This is a genomic window from Sporosarcina sp. NCCP-2222 (assembly GCF_023168145.1).
Taxonomy (GTDB): Bacteria; Bacillota; Bacilli; order Bacillales_A; family Planococcaceae; genus Sporosarcina.
This window is the reverse complement of the sequence record NZ_BQYK01000008.1, coordinates 86,347-100,595: the sequence shown is the minus strand read 5'-3', so window position 1 is coordinate 100,595 and position 14,249 is coordinate 86,347. Positions and strand designations below refer to the sequence as shown.

Below are 14,249 nucleotides of genomic sequence, written 5' to 3'. Positions count from 1 at the left end.
CATCACGGTGATCAATATTCTCGGCATGCAGATGGCCGCTAAAACGAACCGGATTCTCGTTTTATTCATGGGAGTCATCGTCGCCATCTTCGTGGTTTTTTGTATAAAAGCGATCACAGTAGAAGAGGGGGCCTCCGCTTTAGTTTCCATTACGCCGTTCTTTGCGAGTGATACGTTCGCAATTGGAGCAATTGTCTCCGGTGCAGCGATTGCATGTTTCTCATTTTTAGGATTTGACTCCATTACGACATTATCTGAAGAAGCAGTTGATCCCAAAAATGATATTTGGAAAGCGGCGATGCTTTCTTGCTTGATCGGCGGCATCATTTTTATTGCGCAAGCGTATGTGGCGCAGCTTATCTGGCCGGATGTAGGCAGTTTCCAATCTGAAGATACGGCTTTGTTCGAGGTGGCGGAACGGGCAGGCGGTGCACTGTTAGCGACGCTGTTTACAGTCGCGGTCATCGTGTCCACATTTACCGCCGGTTTAACAGGACAAGCGAGTGCTTCCCGATTAATGTTCAGCATGGGAAGGGATGAAGTGCTTCCGAAAAAATTCTTCACACGGTTGCATCCCAAATATCAAACACCCATGTACAATATTTTATTAATGTGTGGAATTAGTATTGTGGGCGCGATCTTTTTACCGATTAATTTGGTAGCCGAATTAATGAATTTTGGCGGACTGACAGGATTCATGTTCGTAAATTTATCGGTCATCATCTATTATTTTTTCCGAAAAAAGGAACGCAAAATTGTCCGCTACTTCCTAATACCCGGACTTGGTTTTCTCATCTGTTTCTATCTTTTTATTAACTTGTCCCATACGACATTGAAGGTTGGTTTTGTATGGCTGGCCCTTGGGGTTATTTATTCGCTCGTGACAACGAAAGGATTTAAGAAACTGCCTCCTACTCTTGCGGAGTTGTAACTATATAAAAAGAGTGCCTGGATAAATTCCGGCACTCTTTTTATAGCTGTTTTTATAGATCAACTAAGCAATAGCCAAGCAATGATAGGTCCAAGCAAAGAACTCATAATTGCATTCAACGTCATGGATACAGAGGCCATGGAAAAGGCCAGCTCATTATATTCAGCAGCCTTTGAAGTTCCTAATGCGTGGGACGCACTGCCGAGTGCAATTCCTCTACCAACAGAACTTTCAACGCCGAAAAGACGAAAGATGTACGGAGCTAACATGGTTCCGAATATGCCTGCAATCATGACGCCGACAATTGCCATAGACGCACGGCCTCCTAAGCCGTCGGCCACCGCCATCGCGACGGGAGTTGTCACCGACTTCGGCAGAATAGAAAGGCTCAAAGAGTGATCTAAATGAAACGATTTGGCAATCAACGCCACACTCACCATTCCGACGAATCCCGCGATGGCCACGTTCCCAATGATGAGAACCAGGTGCTTCTTTAAAAATTCACGCTGTTTATAAAGTGGAAAAGCCAGTGCCACAACAGCGGGCCCAAGAAGCGAATTGATCCACTTGCCGCCCTCCATATAGCTTTCATACGGAATTTTACAGGCAACCAGAATCACAATGATCAAAAAGGTGGACGTTAACACAGGTATTAAAAATGAAAAGGCCAGCCTAGCATAAAGCTTAGCCATCATCAAAAAGCAAGCTACCGTCAAAAGGATCATGAGGAATGCGTATAACGCTTGTTGCATTTTTGATCCTCCTTCCTTTTCTCTGCACTCTTCTCAAAAAATTGGCTGGATAGGCCCGAGATGCCGATGGTAAGAATGGTGCTCACAAGGACAGCCGCGAATAAAAGCAAACCTTGCCAAGAGAGCAAGAAAGGATATTTCATGATGCCGACCGTCATCGGTACGAATAATAACGTTAAAATGCTCAGCAAAAAGCCCGCTCCTTGGTCAATTAATTGGACAGGGACCACTTTCAAGCATAAACAGAGAAAGAGGAGGATCAGTCCAATAATGCTACCGGGAATAATTAAATGGAAGAAATTTTGAATTACAGTGCCAATATACGAAAACATAAAAAGAACGCCTATCTGTAGGCAAATAATAAGAGGTTTCATGTCTACGTTGCTTCTTCGCTGAGGAGCAACTTCCTTCTTTCTAGTTTGTTTTTCTAAGTTGATCACAGGACAAGTGGGATGTTTTAAATTTGTCTTTTCTTTCTGTTCTGCCGTAACGAGTGCTCAATTCTGCAAATTCTGCCTGATGGAATGGTAGGTATTGTCCAGATGGAGCAGCACCGCTTTTTTGGCTACGGCCACATCCCGTAGACGCAGCGCTTCAATAATCGAGCCGTGTTCCTGAGTAATTTCTTCCAGGCTTTTTCCCGACTTTAATGCAGCCATCCCGAACCATTGAAAGTGGTCTGTAAGATTTTTAATTAATTGATGCAGCCGGCGGTTTTGGCTTAGCTCGGCAAGATATAAGTGGAACTCTGAATCGAGTTGCACTACTTTAAAAGCATCATGCTGTTCATCGATTAGTTCTTTGTATTTTGCTTCAATCTGATGTAATGTCTCTTCATTCAACAAAGGAATGAGAAGCTCGACCACAAGCACCTCATTGGCCCGGCGAAGTTCAAACACTTCTCTGACATCTGATTCAGTAATTTCTTTCACAAAAATACCTTTCCTAGGAACAGACATGACCCAGCCCTCCACTTCTAGCTGTTGCAAGGCAAGCTTCAACGGAGTCCGGCTGATGCCGAGACTGTCACTTAAAGAGCGCTCTGAAAGCATAGCGCCCGGCTCAATGGAATACGAGATAATCGCTTTTTTTATCTCCTTATAAGCCTGGTCCTTAAAAAGTTCAGGTTGTGCTATTTTGCTTAAATCCATCGTATCCCCTCCGAAGTAGGAAAGCTGGTATCTGGAATACCAGGCTATTAAAAAGTATATCACTATAGTGATAATCATGCAATTGACCTTAATTCAATCGTTTCTCTTGTTCACTGATCAATCGCTTCTGCAACTCCTTTACCAATCGAAAGGAAACATCACATGTCGCCCCATTTGCCATTAGTACCGTACGACTTTTCTTGTTTACCTCTTTGACGTGAAGTAAATTAATTAAAAAGCTTTTATGGCAACGGAAAAAAGTGCTATCCAATTGTTCGAAATCCTTTAATTTACCATAGAACTCATAAAAGCCATTGCAATCATATAACGTAAGCTTATGTGGGAGCGGAGAGGTCTCAATGTAATAAATGTCTTGAATTTTAATATTTTTAATTCGCTCACCGATTTCAAGTTGAACCATCGGAATTTGTTCTGACTGGCCAATTTGCTTATAGGTGGTGAAAGCGGCTTGTAATGCTTCTCTTAATTGAGCAGAAATCCGTTTTGGTGTATCTTTCACAATAAAATCGAGAGCAGCCAATTTATACGAAAAGGTTAGCTTTAATCGATCGGCATGTGTCGTTATAAAAATAATACTCGCAAGTGGATCATTTTGCCGGATGCCCATGGCGATATCCATACCATCGAGCTGGTGATTCAACTCGATATCAAGTAAATAGCAATCCGCTTGCTGGCTTTGTGAATAAGCCAATACTTCTTCAGGCTTGCCTGTACAAAGGACAACTTCGATACTGGGTTCATGAAAATTCGCGTAGCTCTGAACTTCACTCAGTAATTGATCCCGTTGCAGCTGATCATCTTCACAAATGACTATTTTCATTTTCTCACCTCTCAATAATTACGATATGAATAAACCAGCCGCTCTCGATATGGGAATTGAATGTAACATTTGGATAACCTGAAAGTATTTTCTTAGCAATCGGAAGCCCTAAGCCACGATTTTGCCCCTTTGTTGAATAATGCTCCTCGTAAAAAGCAGATACGGATTCAGCTCTTTCTTTCATTTTATTCTCAAAGACAATAATGACTTGATTCTCATTGGAGATAAAAGCCAAGTTAATTTGTGGGTCCTTTACAAGGGTACTTTCTTCTATGGCGTTGTCCATGAAGATCCCTAAGATACGAGTCAAATCGATCGTATTTAAAGAGATGGTTTCTATGGGATCCGGGATTTCAATGTTTACGGGAATGGATAGCTTATCTGCTTGAATAAGTTTCGTAGCCAAAATCCCTTTTACTTCAGTAATCGACAACCGGTCAAGCTGATGGAATATTCGATTCCTGGCAAGTGTCTGTTCCTCGGTCTTTAGAATTTGTTTTTCAAAAAAGCATTTCAACCCTTCCCAATCCTCGGTTTCCATGTATCCCTGCAATGAAAGCAAGATATTCGCATAATCATGGTGAAAGGATTGCATTTCGCGGTTCACTTGCTCTAATGCTTGTACATAATGGGAGAATTGCTGTTGCTCCTTAAGCTTGTCGGTCAGCTTTTTTTCTTTATTTACTGTATAGAGAAAAATCCCTGACAGGGCTATCATAATGAGAAAATAAAAAAACAAAAGTGATAAATTGAATGCTGATAGATCGAATTCTCCCTTTTCCGAGGGAATAAAGACAAGTGAATAAAACACAATAAATGTTAGTCCGGCAATTAGCAATAAGACGGCCTTCGAAAGAGTGGATGAGCCAATGGCGTCCTCATAATAATCAATTGCACGCTTATAAAGAGTTACAAAAATGGCAAGTAACAGAACGATGAGACAGCCATGGATATAAAGAGGAAGTTCAAATTGGTGAACGACCAGAGCTGACGTATATTCTGCCAGGAGGCTGCCAATTGGGATGACAATAGAATGTAGAAATGCGCTTGTCCTTCGGGAGAATAAATAAAATAAGCCGCCGCTAAATAAGATGCCTGAAAAAATAGAAATCCAAAGATGGCTAAAATAATAATAGGCGAGAGACGCGACAACGGCATTCAGAAAGAAACTGGCAAGGAAGCGTGATACAGTTACTCGCAAGGAAAGTACATAAAAAAGTGAGCCGTATAAAATAAAATAATTTAAAAGGCTAAATAAGATAAATAGCATGGACGCGCTCCATTCCCTGACGGTCATGATCATTTTTTATACGTTTAGGATAAAACCTCCATTCGATTGGGCGGACTGCCTATAATAAATTCTTGATGAAATAGTCAGTTTAACAACCATAGAAATGGAGGTTTATATTATGTCGTCTATCAGTTTGATTGAATTAAGTAGCCAATCCCTATTTTTATCTTTTCTCTTATTATTACTTGCTATCATACCGATTGCTGCGGCAATCCAATCCAATAAGAAATGGATTGGACGAATGGGACTGGCGTTAACATTCTTGGCATTTATCCTGCAACTAATTTACTTCACATGCAGATGGGCTGCCATTGGACATGCTCCTGTCGGCAATATGTATGAGTTCATGACATTCTTTGGCATTATGCTAGTAGGCAGCACACTGCTGATTCACCATCTATATAAACAGCTGGTGGTGCCATTGTTTTCAATACCAGTTACATTAATCATTATAGGATATGGAGCCGTTTTTACAAGAGAAGCATCGCCTCTTGTCCCGGCACTTCAGAGTCATTGGCTTGCCATTCACGTGATAACTGTCGCTCTCTCGAGTGCAGTGCTTTCTGTCGCGTTTGCATCTGGCTTCATATATTTGCTGCGTGAAACAGATGTGGATCGAAAGACAATCCAGACAAGAGGATTAGAGTTTGTTATGTATTGTTTGGTTGTTGTTATTGGATTTATTCTAAGCTCATTGACCTTCTCAATGACGACAGAAGAGAGGGTCGTACGATTTGAAGACAGGAGCGGAATGGAGGAAAAAGCGATATACCACATGCCCGCTATTTTTATAACAAAAGATGCTGTTGTTCATGAAGGGGAGGAGAAGCTGGCAGGGATTCCACTTCCCAATGTAATTGATGCAAAAAAACTCAATTCTATTACGTGGGCTTTCTTAACCGGGACTATCCTATACTTCTTATTTCGATTACTAACTCGCAGAAAAATCATACAAGCCATGAAACCACTTACGAAGAAAGTGAATCTGCCGCTGATGGATGAAATATCATATCGGGCCGTCCTCATCGGGTTTCCTCTATTTTCTTTAGGAGGGTTACTTTTCGCAATGATTTGGGCTCATTTTGCATGGGGACGTTTCTGGGGCTGGGATCCGAAAGAAGTATGGGCGTTAATTACTTGGCTATTTTATGCAGGGCTCCTTCATTTGCGTACTTCACGGGAGTGGCTGGGAACACGGACAGCTTGGATGGCAGTCATTGGATTTGGTTTAATTGTATTTAATCAAGTATTTGTCAATTTAGTTATTTCAGGATTACATTCCTATGCGTAATAAGAATATGGTAATTTGTTTTCCCCACGAATTTCCGTTCTATTTGCATATCATCTCTTCGTAATTCATACAGTAACATGTACTGTGGAGGAAGGGGATCATGCCATGCAATATTATTATGGAAATCAAATGCCTTTACGCTTGCTGGACGAAGCGGAATTCTGGAAACACCAAGAGGCGGAGCACACCGAAGTCATTCGGGAGGCACTGGATGGACTGGAGCCGGAATATGTGCAAGCACTAAAAGAGTGGGAACAGGCGCTTACGGAAACTCATCAGCAAGTCGTGAGCTACGTGGAAACGGTCATTCGGGCTGGATATGCGTTTGAGGAGCTCCAAGAGCAAGTATCGGAACTGATAAAATACTGCCTGGAGGAGAGCTTGAAGTTTATTGAATTATGCCGAGAAATTGAGGTGAACAGCGCCGCAGCGAAGGATAATCCATTCGCCAAGACACTTCTCAATCACATTATTCGAGAATCCGAATATTTTGTTGGAATCGCCCGGACCATTTTATATGAAAGTCCGCCGGCGTGAAAAGTGTTCTAGAAAATTATTGATAGAATAATGTTTAACACACCTGCAAACGTGGAATAGATTAAAGGTGGTTTACATGAAGGCAGGTGATCGATATGTCAAAACAGTGGAATTTTATCTTTGAAAACAAACTAATTACAGTATATGCCAAAGATAAAGAGCGTGCAGAACAAAAAGCGCGTGCGATATATGAAGATTTACAAAAAAATGCAAGTTAAGAAGCACCGGCCGGCAGGATGGCTGGTGTTTTTTATTTGAGTGAGCATGGGGAATGGGCTGAACGCCATTATAATGAGGCGAACGCCAGAAAACTCGGTTGAACGCCAGAATAACGAAATGAACGCTAGAAAACTCGGCTGAACGCCAGAATACCCGGCTGAACGCCAGAAAACCCGACTGAACGCCAGAATAACGAAATGAACGCCAGAAAACTCGGCTGAACGCCAGAATAACGAAATGAACGCCAGAAAACCCGGCTGAACGCCAGAATAACGAAATGAACGTCAGAAAACCCGGCTGAACGCCAGAATAATGAAATGAACACCAGAAAACCCCGGCTGAACGCAGGTAAAACGAAGTGAACATCAATTACTCCAGCTAAACACTAGTAAAACAAATTGAACCCCGATAACACCAGCCGAACGCCAATAAATCAAAATAAACGCCAATAACTCCAGCCGAACGCCAATAAAACAAAATGAACGCCAATAACACTAGCTGAACGTCAATAAATCAAAATGAACGTCAATAAATCAAAATGAACGCCAATAACTCCGGCTGAACGCCAATACCTCAAAACAAACCCAGAACCAATCCCGAACAACAGTAAACTAAAAAAAATCAAGACCTTCTCTAACTAGCAAGCCCAACTACCAGCGTCCATATCCTCCTCTCAAAACACCAACAACTTACATACTCCCCATTTCGCCCTGTTTACAATCCCTCCCCCATATACTATACTGATGGCAATCATAAAATTGAACTACATACCGTTTCTGCACTAGGGGTGCCGTTTTTGGCTGAGATGTGAGCATGGCTCCGATCCCTTATGACCCGATCAGGATAATGCCTGCGTGGGGAAGTGTAGTGACTTTCCCTTTGTTTGCAAATGGACAAGTGGCTACATCTCCTCGGATGTAGTCTCTTTTTTTATGAAAATTTCAGAGGGGGTTTTGACCATGCAATGTGGTACAAGTCCAATTGTCGGATTCCGGTTTTCGCTGTATCCGATGGCAGATGATTTTGTTTCGATTATTAAGGGGGCGCTGGAGGAGACGGATACGTCGGCTGTTTGGATGCATACGGATGATGTGTCCACGGTGATCCGAGGCAAGCAGGCGCATGTTTTCAATGTGGCGAAGGCACTGACGCTGCACGCGGCAAAGAGTGGAAAGCATGTTGCCCTATCCGGAACATTTTCTGCAGGCTGTCCGGGCGATAGCGCGGGGGATGTCTATTTGGAGGTTGACGATGAATTATTGAATACGGATGACACGAAACAGTATGTGTCCTCGCAGTTTGCTTTGTATCCGATGAATAATCCTTCTTATATGGATCTCATCTACCGGGAAGTGGACCGTGCGAAGGAGCAGGGTGTCTTTAATGAGTCGATGCATTATGCCAGTGGCATTCATGGTGATATTCACAAGGTGTTCGCTTTCTATGAAGACGCCTTTACGAATGCACGATCTGAGAACCATCGCCATCTTGTCATGACGGTATCCTTGAGCATCAACAGTCCTTCCCATGAAGGAGGGCGCTAATATGCTTGCAAAGTGGAAATTGAAAGAAGTCGTCCTGATGGCTTTATTTTCTGTCGTGTTTGGCATTGTCTATTTACTATTTTTGCATGTCGGCAATATTTGGGCTGGCTTTATTGGACCGATCGCATATGAGTGGATTTTCGGTATCTGGTTCATCGTGTCGATCATTTGTATGTATATAATCCGAAAACCTGGAGCCGCTGTCATTTCGGAAACTATTGCTGCGGCAATCGAAGTGCTCCTGGGGAATGCGGTCGGACCGCGTTTAATATTATCTGGACTCATTCAAGGGCTGGGTGCAGAAGCTGCTTTTGCGGCAACTGGATATAAGCGGTTCACCTTGCCGGTTCTGATGTTGGCGGGTGTCGGTTCTTCGATATTCAGCTTTGCCTACGGCTATCTGCTGGGCGGGTTTTCGGTATTCCATCCTGGCTATGTGATGTTAATGCTTGGCATCCGAATAGCGAGTGGGGCGCTCATTGCCGGTGTCGGCGGAAAGTTTGTTGTGGATGGATTGCTCGCGACTGGTTCTCTTCGGGGCTATCCTATTGCAAGGGCTGTGAAGGGTGACGCGCGTGCATGAAGTCATTGCATTTGATTCGGTAGGCTTTCGGTATCCCGATGACACGGCATGGTTAGTCGAAGACCTTTCTTTTTCCATTCAGGCAGGAGAACGGGTTGTCATGACGGGTCCAAGCGGCTGCGGCAAATCAACGATCCTTTATTTAATCAACCGGCTGTATCCGGAAAACTGTGATGGGGAATTGAAAGGCCATATTACGATATTTGGGAGACACGCACTTGAATATGCCCCAGGCGAAGTAAATCACCGGGTTGCCACCGTCTTTCAAGATCCAGACTCTCAATTTTGCATGCGCACCGTCGAGGAAGAGCTGGCGTTCACTCTCGAAAACCTGCGTACACCGCGTTCTGAAATGGATGGGAAAATAGCAGACGTATTGCGGCTGACCGAGCTGACTGAGTTTCGGGATGCTGTCATTCAACAGTTGTCGGGTGGAGAAAAGCAACGGATTGCACTAGCTTGTGCTTTAATCATGGAGCCTGAAATCTTGTTGCTCGATGAACCACTCTCCCATTTGGATCCGCTCTCTGCCCGGTCCTTTGTCTGCTTACTTGACCGATTGCAGCAAGAACGTGGATTTACGGTTGTTGCGATTGAGCACCGCTTGGACTTATGGGGCCGATTTTTTAACCGTGAACTTGAGCTGCAAGGACAGCCGCAACTAAGCGGGATAAAGAAGCGCACACCTTCTATACGGAAAGAAAGTGCTTTGCGGGTTGAGAAACTGTGCACATCCACTTTTCTCCAGCAAGCTTCATTTACACTCCAGAAGGGAGAAGTGGCCGTATTGGCGGGCCAGAACGGGAGCGGGAAGTCAACGATGCTCAAGGCGCTCGCAGGTTTAGTTCCTGCGAAAGGGACGGTCGCCCCAAAGACATTAGGATATGTCCCACAGTCTCCGGAATTTCTTTTCGTCTCCAAAACAGTGGAGGAGGAAATTGCTTACGGGGGAGGACAGAAGTCTAGAGAAATAATGGAGGCGATGCAACTGGAGCAGGTTGCCGGTTCCCATCCGTTTGCGGTAAGCCACGGGCAGAAACGGCGTGTTGCCATTGCGGCTATGCTGAATGATGGAAGGGATGTCATATTAATGGATGAACCGACGTCCGGCCAAGATGCCGTTTCGTTACAAGAGCTATCCCGCTTGATTGACGAAAGGGCCAGGGAAGGAACGGCATTTCTCATTGTCACGCATGATATGGAGTTTGCATATGCCATAGCGGACCGTATTCTGTTAATGAAAGATGGAAGTTTGACAGGTGCTTTTCAAGCAGACGATGTCTGGAGAGAGCCAAAATTGCTAGAAGCCCATCGGTTGCTGGCGCCGAAGGGAGCGATGGAATATGAAGCAAGCTTTGCATAAGATGAATCCTTCTGTGAAATTCCTAATCATCACAGTTTGCATGCTGACATTGGCGTTTTTCTTTAATCCGTGGACACCGTTGATTTGCTGGGGCGGGGTAATCCTTTTGCAGCTTTGCTTTAGCACGATTGATTGGAAGAAGTGGCTGTTGTTCATGATCCCCTTTTTGATCATGTCATTTGGCTACTTTTGGACGACGATCGTTTTTGCAGAGGACCGGACCGGTGCTGTTGTCTGGTCGGTGTTTCAGTATGACATTACGAGAACACAATTGGACCATGCATTATCCCTTAGTTTCCGGGTACTTGCATTTGCCGGACTGTCTCTGCTTTTTGCCTTTACTACGGATCCAACGAAGTTCATCTTAAGTCTAATGCAGCAATTAAAGCTGTCACCTAAAATCGCTTATAGTATATTAGTTGGCTATCAATTTCTGCCTGTTATGAAAGAAGAATTCGTTCATATTCAGCAGGCGCATCGGTTGCGTGGAGCTGTTCGGGATAGGAACGCAATTGTCCGCCTATGGAATGTAAGACGCCTTCTGTTGCCGATGCTGGCGGGCGCCGTCCGGAAAGCGGAACGTTCGGCTTTTGCGATGGAAGCGAGAGGTTTTACGGGAGAGAAGAGGGTGGAATTTTATCAAGTCGTCCGAGTAGGCAAAAATGATGTTGTCATGAGTGCGCTCTTCATTTTCATATTGGCAGCAGGTTGTGCAATAACATTAAAGTGAAATTCTATAGTGAGCTCAGCGAGCGGATAAAGTGATCATCATTTTATCCGCTCGCTTTTATCTATATCTTTAATATTTCAGACTGCTCTATATAAATACAGTCAGCCACTCAGTACAACTAAAGCACGTTAAAACTAACTTTAAAAAACTTCTCTTCTATTGATACCACTTGGGTTTTATCCTGTTAAAGAAATCATGATCTTCTAAATACAAATAAACTTTATCTAACATTTCATTCATCTGGTTAGGAATTGTATTTGTAGTCCATACAACAGTTGAGAAAACGCACATCGCTAAGTAAAGTGAATACAGCCTCCAGAAGTCTTCATCTGGTTCTTTATTATTAAAATAACCTCTGATTTGTCCTATTGAAAAGGGAATGCTTACTCCTCGGCTAAAAATTCCTACCTTTAGAAATTCATGAATCGGATCTCCCCAATCAAAGCTGCCAAAGTCTATAGTACCAGCGAATTTTTTATTAGTCACAATGATGTTCCCAAGGTGAAAATCATCATGTTGAAATAAGTTTGGGCGATGTTTCATGAGATGGATATTCTCATCAATAAAACTTATTAATTTTTGGTCATTTTCAATCTTTACCTCACATGCTAAGTAAGCATCTATATATTTCTTATGCTTTTCAGCTTTCCTAACATACCATGAAGAAATATGACTTGGGGCAGTTAATTGATGCATTTTTCTTAATTCCTTTCCTGCCTCAATACCAAGACGATATTGTTCTAGTTCTGAGTATTTTACGATTTCATCCTCTGCATCCTTCCCCTCTAAATATGACGTGATCATATATCCTCGATTACCTACCTCGCCTATCGAAATCGGTTTTGAACAAGTTACATCATAATCCTGCATCCTTTCCAAAATAGAGTACTCTTTTTTCTTCAATTCCAACGCTTCTAAAGCAAACATCCGAAGTAGTAGTTTATTTTTACCGTCTTGCATGTGTATTAGAAATTTTTCATCGGAGGAAAAACCCTTTTTAATTTCGAAAGCTTCTTTGCAATTACTTAATTTAGGAATCTGTTTTATTAGTGTTTTACTCACAGCCTCACCCCTGCCTATGAATTTTAAATAAAATCAGTAAACCTAATTGTTTCTAGAAAAATCAATGTTGCTGTTAAGCAATTTTCACTTTAACCCGATACCCCAAACACTCAGTAAGAGGCGCAATCGGATGGTAGACCCACTCATTGTAATCCATCTTGCCGCCGGGGAAAATCCCCGTGATGTGCAGGCCGGCTTCGTGGCATAGGCTGCTGATTTCTTCAATCGTATAGCAGCGCAATGATTGGGTAACAGGCTCATCCGGCCTGTCAATAGACCACCACGTATCGAGCATGCGGCAGTTTTCTTCGTCATACTCGTATCTTCGGCTGGCGCGATCCAACTTCATTTCCTGGCCGGCTGCCTTTTGCCAATGTGTAGGCTGATAAATATCAATCAGTGCACAACCATCCTTTTTGATCCAGTTGGCTATTCGTTTCAGGAGGAAAAGCTGTTCCTCGTCACTGCCAACGCCAAATCCATCGAAGTAGCCAACGACATCAAATCGTTCTTCAAATTCGTATGTGTAAAAATCACCTTGGTGAATCGTAATGGTTTCAGGAGAGCGGCTTTTTGCGAATTTAACTAATTCCGGCACAAGCTCCAGCGTTGTCATTTTGACACCCCGCTGAGAAAGCCCTCTTGCGAGGATGCCGCTGCCCGCTCCGATTTCCAGCATTGTTTCATATGTTTTGCCAACCTGCTCTTGTACTTCATCCACTTGCCGTTCAATATCTTCTTTCATTCGCTCTTCCATGCTAGAGTCGAGCCATTCAAACTGTTTCTGATAAAAGGGAAGTACCCATTTGTTTGTTGTCATTTTTATTCCTCCTGTAAGTTTGTTCGAATTACAGAAGGTGCTTCAAGTTCCGGATGCCCATAAGTGATCGCTCCTCTCAATTTGAGTATACATAATTTTTAGTATAAAAGTGCAGGACATCGCGCTTTTAAATTAATTACATTCAATCTATTACAATAAGTCAGTGAACGATATGATAAACTTGTAGTAACAGTAGAAGGAGCCATGTGAGGAGACGGAACATCTTGATTGATATTCGAAATGTAAAGTTGGACAAAGACAGGCGAGTCATCATTATTTCAGACATCCATGCAAACTTGCCTTTATTCAAAAGACTGCTCGAGAAAGTGAACTATACGCCGGAAGATTACTTGTTTATCAACGGAGATCTTTGCGAGAAGGGGCCAGATAGTCTTGCCACGGTTGCTTATGCGAGAGAGCTGTCTGCCGCATCGGAGCGTGTCTTCATTACGAAAGGCAATTGCGACATTGTTCACCGGTACGTATTTGACCATGTGGAGGGCATTAGGAATTATATGGCCAAACAGCCCTATTCCATTTTGAATGAAATGCTTGTTAAGCAGGATAAACAACTGGATCACTTTTCTACGTTGGAAGAGCTAGGAGAGTTCTATGAGAACCACTTCGGCGAAACACTCCATTGGCTGGAAAACTTGCCGGTTGCATTTGAGACAGATGAGTTCATACTCATCCACGCAGGAGTGGAAAAGCGATCTGACTGGCAAAATACAAGCTTGGAGAACGCCTTATACATGCCATCTTTCTATGAACAGGGGCATATGGCGGATAAGACAGTCATTGTTGGGCATTGGCCTGTCGTTAATTATAGGGCGGATACGATCAGTTCCAATTCGCCAGTTATCGACAAGTCCGCGAAAGTGATTGCGCTCGATGGAGGAAATGGCATCAAGCGGGATGGACAGCTGAACGCGCTGATTTGGGAGGGGCATGATATTTCTAATGTATTTGTGGATGAACTGCCAGTTGCGGAAATCAAGCAAACCCACCAGGATCGGACGGGAAACTACGGAACTGTCACCTATCCGAATTACGAGGTGCAGGAGATACAGAGAGAAGTGTATTTTACCTTGTGTGAAAATAAGAACTTGGGCATCCAGCAATGGGTGAAGAATG

At 43.2% G+C, this 14,249-nt stretch carries 17 protein-coding genes and 1 riboswitch; of the genes, 9 read left to right on the top strand and 8 right to left on the bottom strand.

What is annotated here, in order from left to right:
* Positions 1–931, top strand: a 931-nt coding sequence (locus NCCP2222_RS16320) for an APC family permease (protein ID WP_248513413.1), incomplete at its 5' end; no start/stop codon positions are given.
* A gap of 59 nt (positions 932–990) precedes the next feature.
* Here the strand turns inward: NCCP2222_RS16320 and NCCP2222_RS16315 are convergent.
* From NCCP2222_RS16315 to NCCP2222_RS16295, 5 genes are all read right to left on the bottom strand, one after another.
* Positions 991–1,683, bottom strand: a complete 693-nt coding sequence (locus NCCP2222_RS16315) for an LrgB family protein (protein ID WP_248513412.1) — start codon at positions 1,681–1,683, stop codon at positions 991–993.
* Positions 1,653–2,057, bottom strand: a complete 405-nt coding sequence (locus NCCP2222_RS16310; protein ID WP_248513411.1) for a CidA/LrgA family protein — start codon at positions 2,055–2,057, stop codon at positions 1,653–1,655. Before NCCP2222_RS16310 ends, NCCP2222_RS16315 begins: the two co-directional genes overlap by 31 nt.
* A gap of 123 nt (positions 2,058–2,180) precedes the next feature.
* Positions 2,181–2,834, bottom strand: a complete 654-nt coding sequence (locus tag NCCP2222_RS16305) for a GntR family transcriptional regulator (protein ID WP_248513409.1) — start codon at positions 2,832–2,834, stop codon at positions 2,181–2,183.
* Between the two features lie 88 nt (positions 2,835–2,922).
* Complete coding sequence (locus NCCP2222_RS16300; protein WP_248513408.1) at positions 2,923–3,675, bottom strand: LytR/AlgR family response regulator transcription factor; 753 nt, start codon at positions 3,673–3,675, stop codon at positions 2,923–2,925.
* A 4-nt stretch (positions 3,676–3,679) separates the two neighbouring features.
* The gene (locus NCCP2222_RS16295; protein ID WP_248513407.1) at positions 3,680–4,945 is read right to left on the bottom strand and encodes a sensor histidine kinase; all 1,266 of its coding nucleotides are present in this window, start codon (positions 4,943–4,945) and stop codon (positions 3,680–3,682) included.
* Between the two features lie 139 nt (positions 4,946–5,084).
* Between NCCP2222_RS16295 and ccsB the strand changes: the two genes are divergently transcribed.
* The 3 genes from ccsB to NCCP2222_RS20770 all read left to right on the top strand — a co-directional run bounded on the left by ccsB (position 5,085) and on the right by NCCP2222_RS20770 (position 7,012).
* Positions 5,085–6,257, top strand: a complete 1,173-nt coding sequence (gene ccsB / locus NCCP2222_RS16290) for a c-type cytochrome biogenesis protein CcsB (protein WP_248513406.1) — start codon at positions 5,085–5,087, stop codon at positions 6,255–6,257.
* Between the two features lie 105 nt (positions 6,258–6,362).
* Positions 6,363–6,794, top strand: a complete 432-nt coding sequence (locus NCCP2222_RS16285) for a DUF2935 domain-containing protein (RefSeq protein ID WP_248513404.1) — start codon at positions 6,363–6,365, stop codon at positions 6,792–6,794.
* Between the two features lie 95 nt (positions 6,795–6,889).
* Entirely contained in the window at positions 6,890–7,012 is a 123-nt protein-coding gene (locus NCCP2222_RS20770) for a hypothetical protein (protein ID WP_282570726.1), read from the top strand.
* A gap of 125 nt (positions 7,013–7,137) precedes the next feature.
* Here the strand turns inward: NCCP2222_RS20770 and NCCP2222_RS16280 are convergent, their stop codons facing one another.
* The gene (locus NCCP2222_RS16280) at positions 7,138–7,338 is read right to left on the bottom strand and encodes a hypothetical protein (RefSeq protein ID WP_248513402.1); all 201 of its coding nucleotides are present in this window, start codon (positions 7,336–7,338) and stop codon (positions 7,138–7,140) included.
* 448 nt (positions 7,339–7,786) lie between these two features.
* Positions 7,787–7,891, top strand: a riboswitch (TPP riboswitch).
* A gap of 81 nt (positions 7,892–7,972) precedes the next feature.
* Here NCCP2222_RS16280 and NCCP2222_RS16275 point away from each other — a divergent pair.
* Genes NCCP2222_RS16275 through NCCP2222_RS16260 form a run of 4 tightly spaced genes read left to right on the top strand, consistent with a single transcriptional unit; the run spans position 7,973 to position 11,233 of the window.
* Positions 7,973–8,557: a YkoF family thiamine/hydroxymethylpyrimidine-binding protein gene (locus NCCP2222_RS16275; RefSeq protein ID WP_282570725.1), complete on the top strand. Its 585-nt coding sequence runs from the start codon at positions 7,973–7,975 to the stop codon at positions 8,555–8,557.
* A 1-nt stretch (position 8,558) separates the two neighbouring features.
* Positions 8,559–9,140 carry an ECF transporter S component gene (locus tag NCCP2222_RS16270; RefSeq protein ID WP_248513399.1) on the top strand — a complete coding sequence of 194 codons (582 nt, stop codon included), beginning with the start codon at positions 8,559–8,561 and terminating at the stop codon, positions 9,138–9,140.
* A complete protein-coding gene (locus NCCP2222_RS16265) occupies positions 9,133–10,503 on the top strand; it encodes an ABC transporter ATP-binding protein (protein WP_248513398.1) in 1,371 nt (456 codons plus the stop codon). The genes NCCP2222_RS16270 and NCCP2222_RS16265 overlap by 8 nt, the downstream gene beginning before the upstream one ends.
* On the top strand, positions 10,484–11,233 hold the full coding sequence (locus NCCP2222_RS16260) for an energy-coupling factor transporter transmembrane component T family protein (protein ID WP_248513397.1): 750 nt from the start codon (positions 10,484–10,486) through the stop codon (positions 11,231–11,233). Before NCCP2222_RS16265 ends, NCCP2222_RS16260 begins: the two co-directional genes overlap by 20 nt.
* Before the next feature lie 156 nt (positions 11,234–11,389).
* Here NCCP2222_RS16260 and NCCP2222_RS16255 read toward each other — a convergent pair whose 3' ends face one another.
* Positions 11,390–12,295 (bottom strand): aminoglycoside phosphotransferase family protein, encoded by a 906-nt coding sequence (locus NCCP2222_RS16255; RefSeq protein ID WP_248513396.1) that lies wholly within the window; start codon positions 12,293–12,295, stop codon positions 11,390–11,392.
* A 73-nt stretch (positions 12,296–12,368) separates the two neighbouring features.
* The gene (locus NCCP2222_RS16250; RefSeq protein WP_248513395.1) at positions 12,369–13,115 is read right to left on the bottom strand and encodes an SAM-dependent methyltransferase; all 747 of its coding nucleotides are present in this window, start codon (positions 13,113–13,115) and stop codon (positions 12,369–12,371) included.
* A gap of 224 nt (positions 13,116–13,339) precedes the next feature.
* Here NCCP2222_RS16250 and NCCP2222_RS16245 point away from each other — a divergent pair.
* A partial coding sequence (locus NCCP2222_RS16245; protein WP_248513394.1) for a metallophosphoesterase occupies positions 13,340–14,249 on the top strand: 910 nt, incomplete at its 3' end.

Excerpts from the sequence above, each read along its gene's own strand:
- NCCP2222_RS16300 (WP_248513408.1), bottom strand. The coding sequence starts at position 3,675 with ATGAAAATAGTCATTTGTGAAGATGATCAGCTGCAACGGGATCAATTA.
- NCCP2222_RS16310 (WP_248513411.1), bottom strand. The coding sequence starts at position 2,057 with ATGAAACCTCTTATTATTTGCCTACAGATAGGCGTTCTTTTTATGTTT.
- NCCP2222_RS16275 (WP_282570725.1), top strand. The coding sequence starts at position 7,973 with ATGCAATGTGGTACAAGTCCAATTGTCGGATTCCGGTTTTCGCTGTAT.
- NCCP2222_RS16260 (WP_248513397.1), top strand. The coding sequence starts at position 10,484 with ATGAAGCAAGCTTTGCATAAGATGAATCCTTCTGTGAAATTCCTAATC.
- NCCP2222_RS16305 (WP_248513409.1), bottom strand. The coding sequence starts at position 2,834 with ATGGATTTAAGCAAAATAGCACAACCTGAACTTTTTAAGGACCAGGCT.
- NCCP2222_RS16270 (WP_248513399.1), top strand. The coding sequence starts at position 8,559 with ATGCTTGCAAAGTGGAAATTGAAAGAAGTCGTCCTGATGGCTTTATTT.
- NCCP2222_RS16250 (WP_248513395.1), bottom strand. The coding sequence starts at position 13,115 with ATGACAACAAACAAATGGGTACTTCCCTTTTATCAGAAACAGTTTGAA.
- NCCP2222_RS16295 (WP_248513407.1), bottom strand. The coding sequence starts at position 4,945 with ATGCTATTTATCTTATTTAGCCTTTTAAATTATTTTATTTTATACGGC.
- NCCP2222_RS16315 (WP_248513412.1), bottom strand. The coding sequence starts at position 1,683 with ATGCAACAAGCGTTATACGCATTCCTCATGATCCTTTTGACGGTAGCT.
- ccsB (WP_248513406.1), top strand. The coding sequence starts at position 5,085 with ATGTCGTCTATCAGTTTGATTGAATTAAGTAGCCAATCCCTATTTTTA.
- NCCP2222_RS20770 (WP_282570726.1), top strand. The coding sequence starts at position 6,890 with ATGTCAAAACAGTGGAATTTTATCTTTGAAAACAAACTAATTACAGTA.
- NCCP2222_RS16285 (WP_248513404.1), top strand. The coding sequence starts at position 6,363 with ATGCAATATTATTATGGAAATCAAATGCCTTTACGCTTGCTGGACGAA.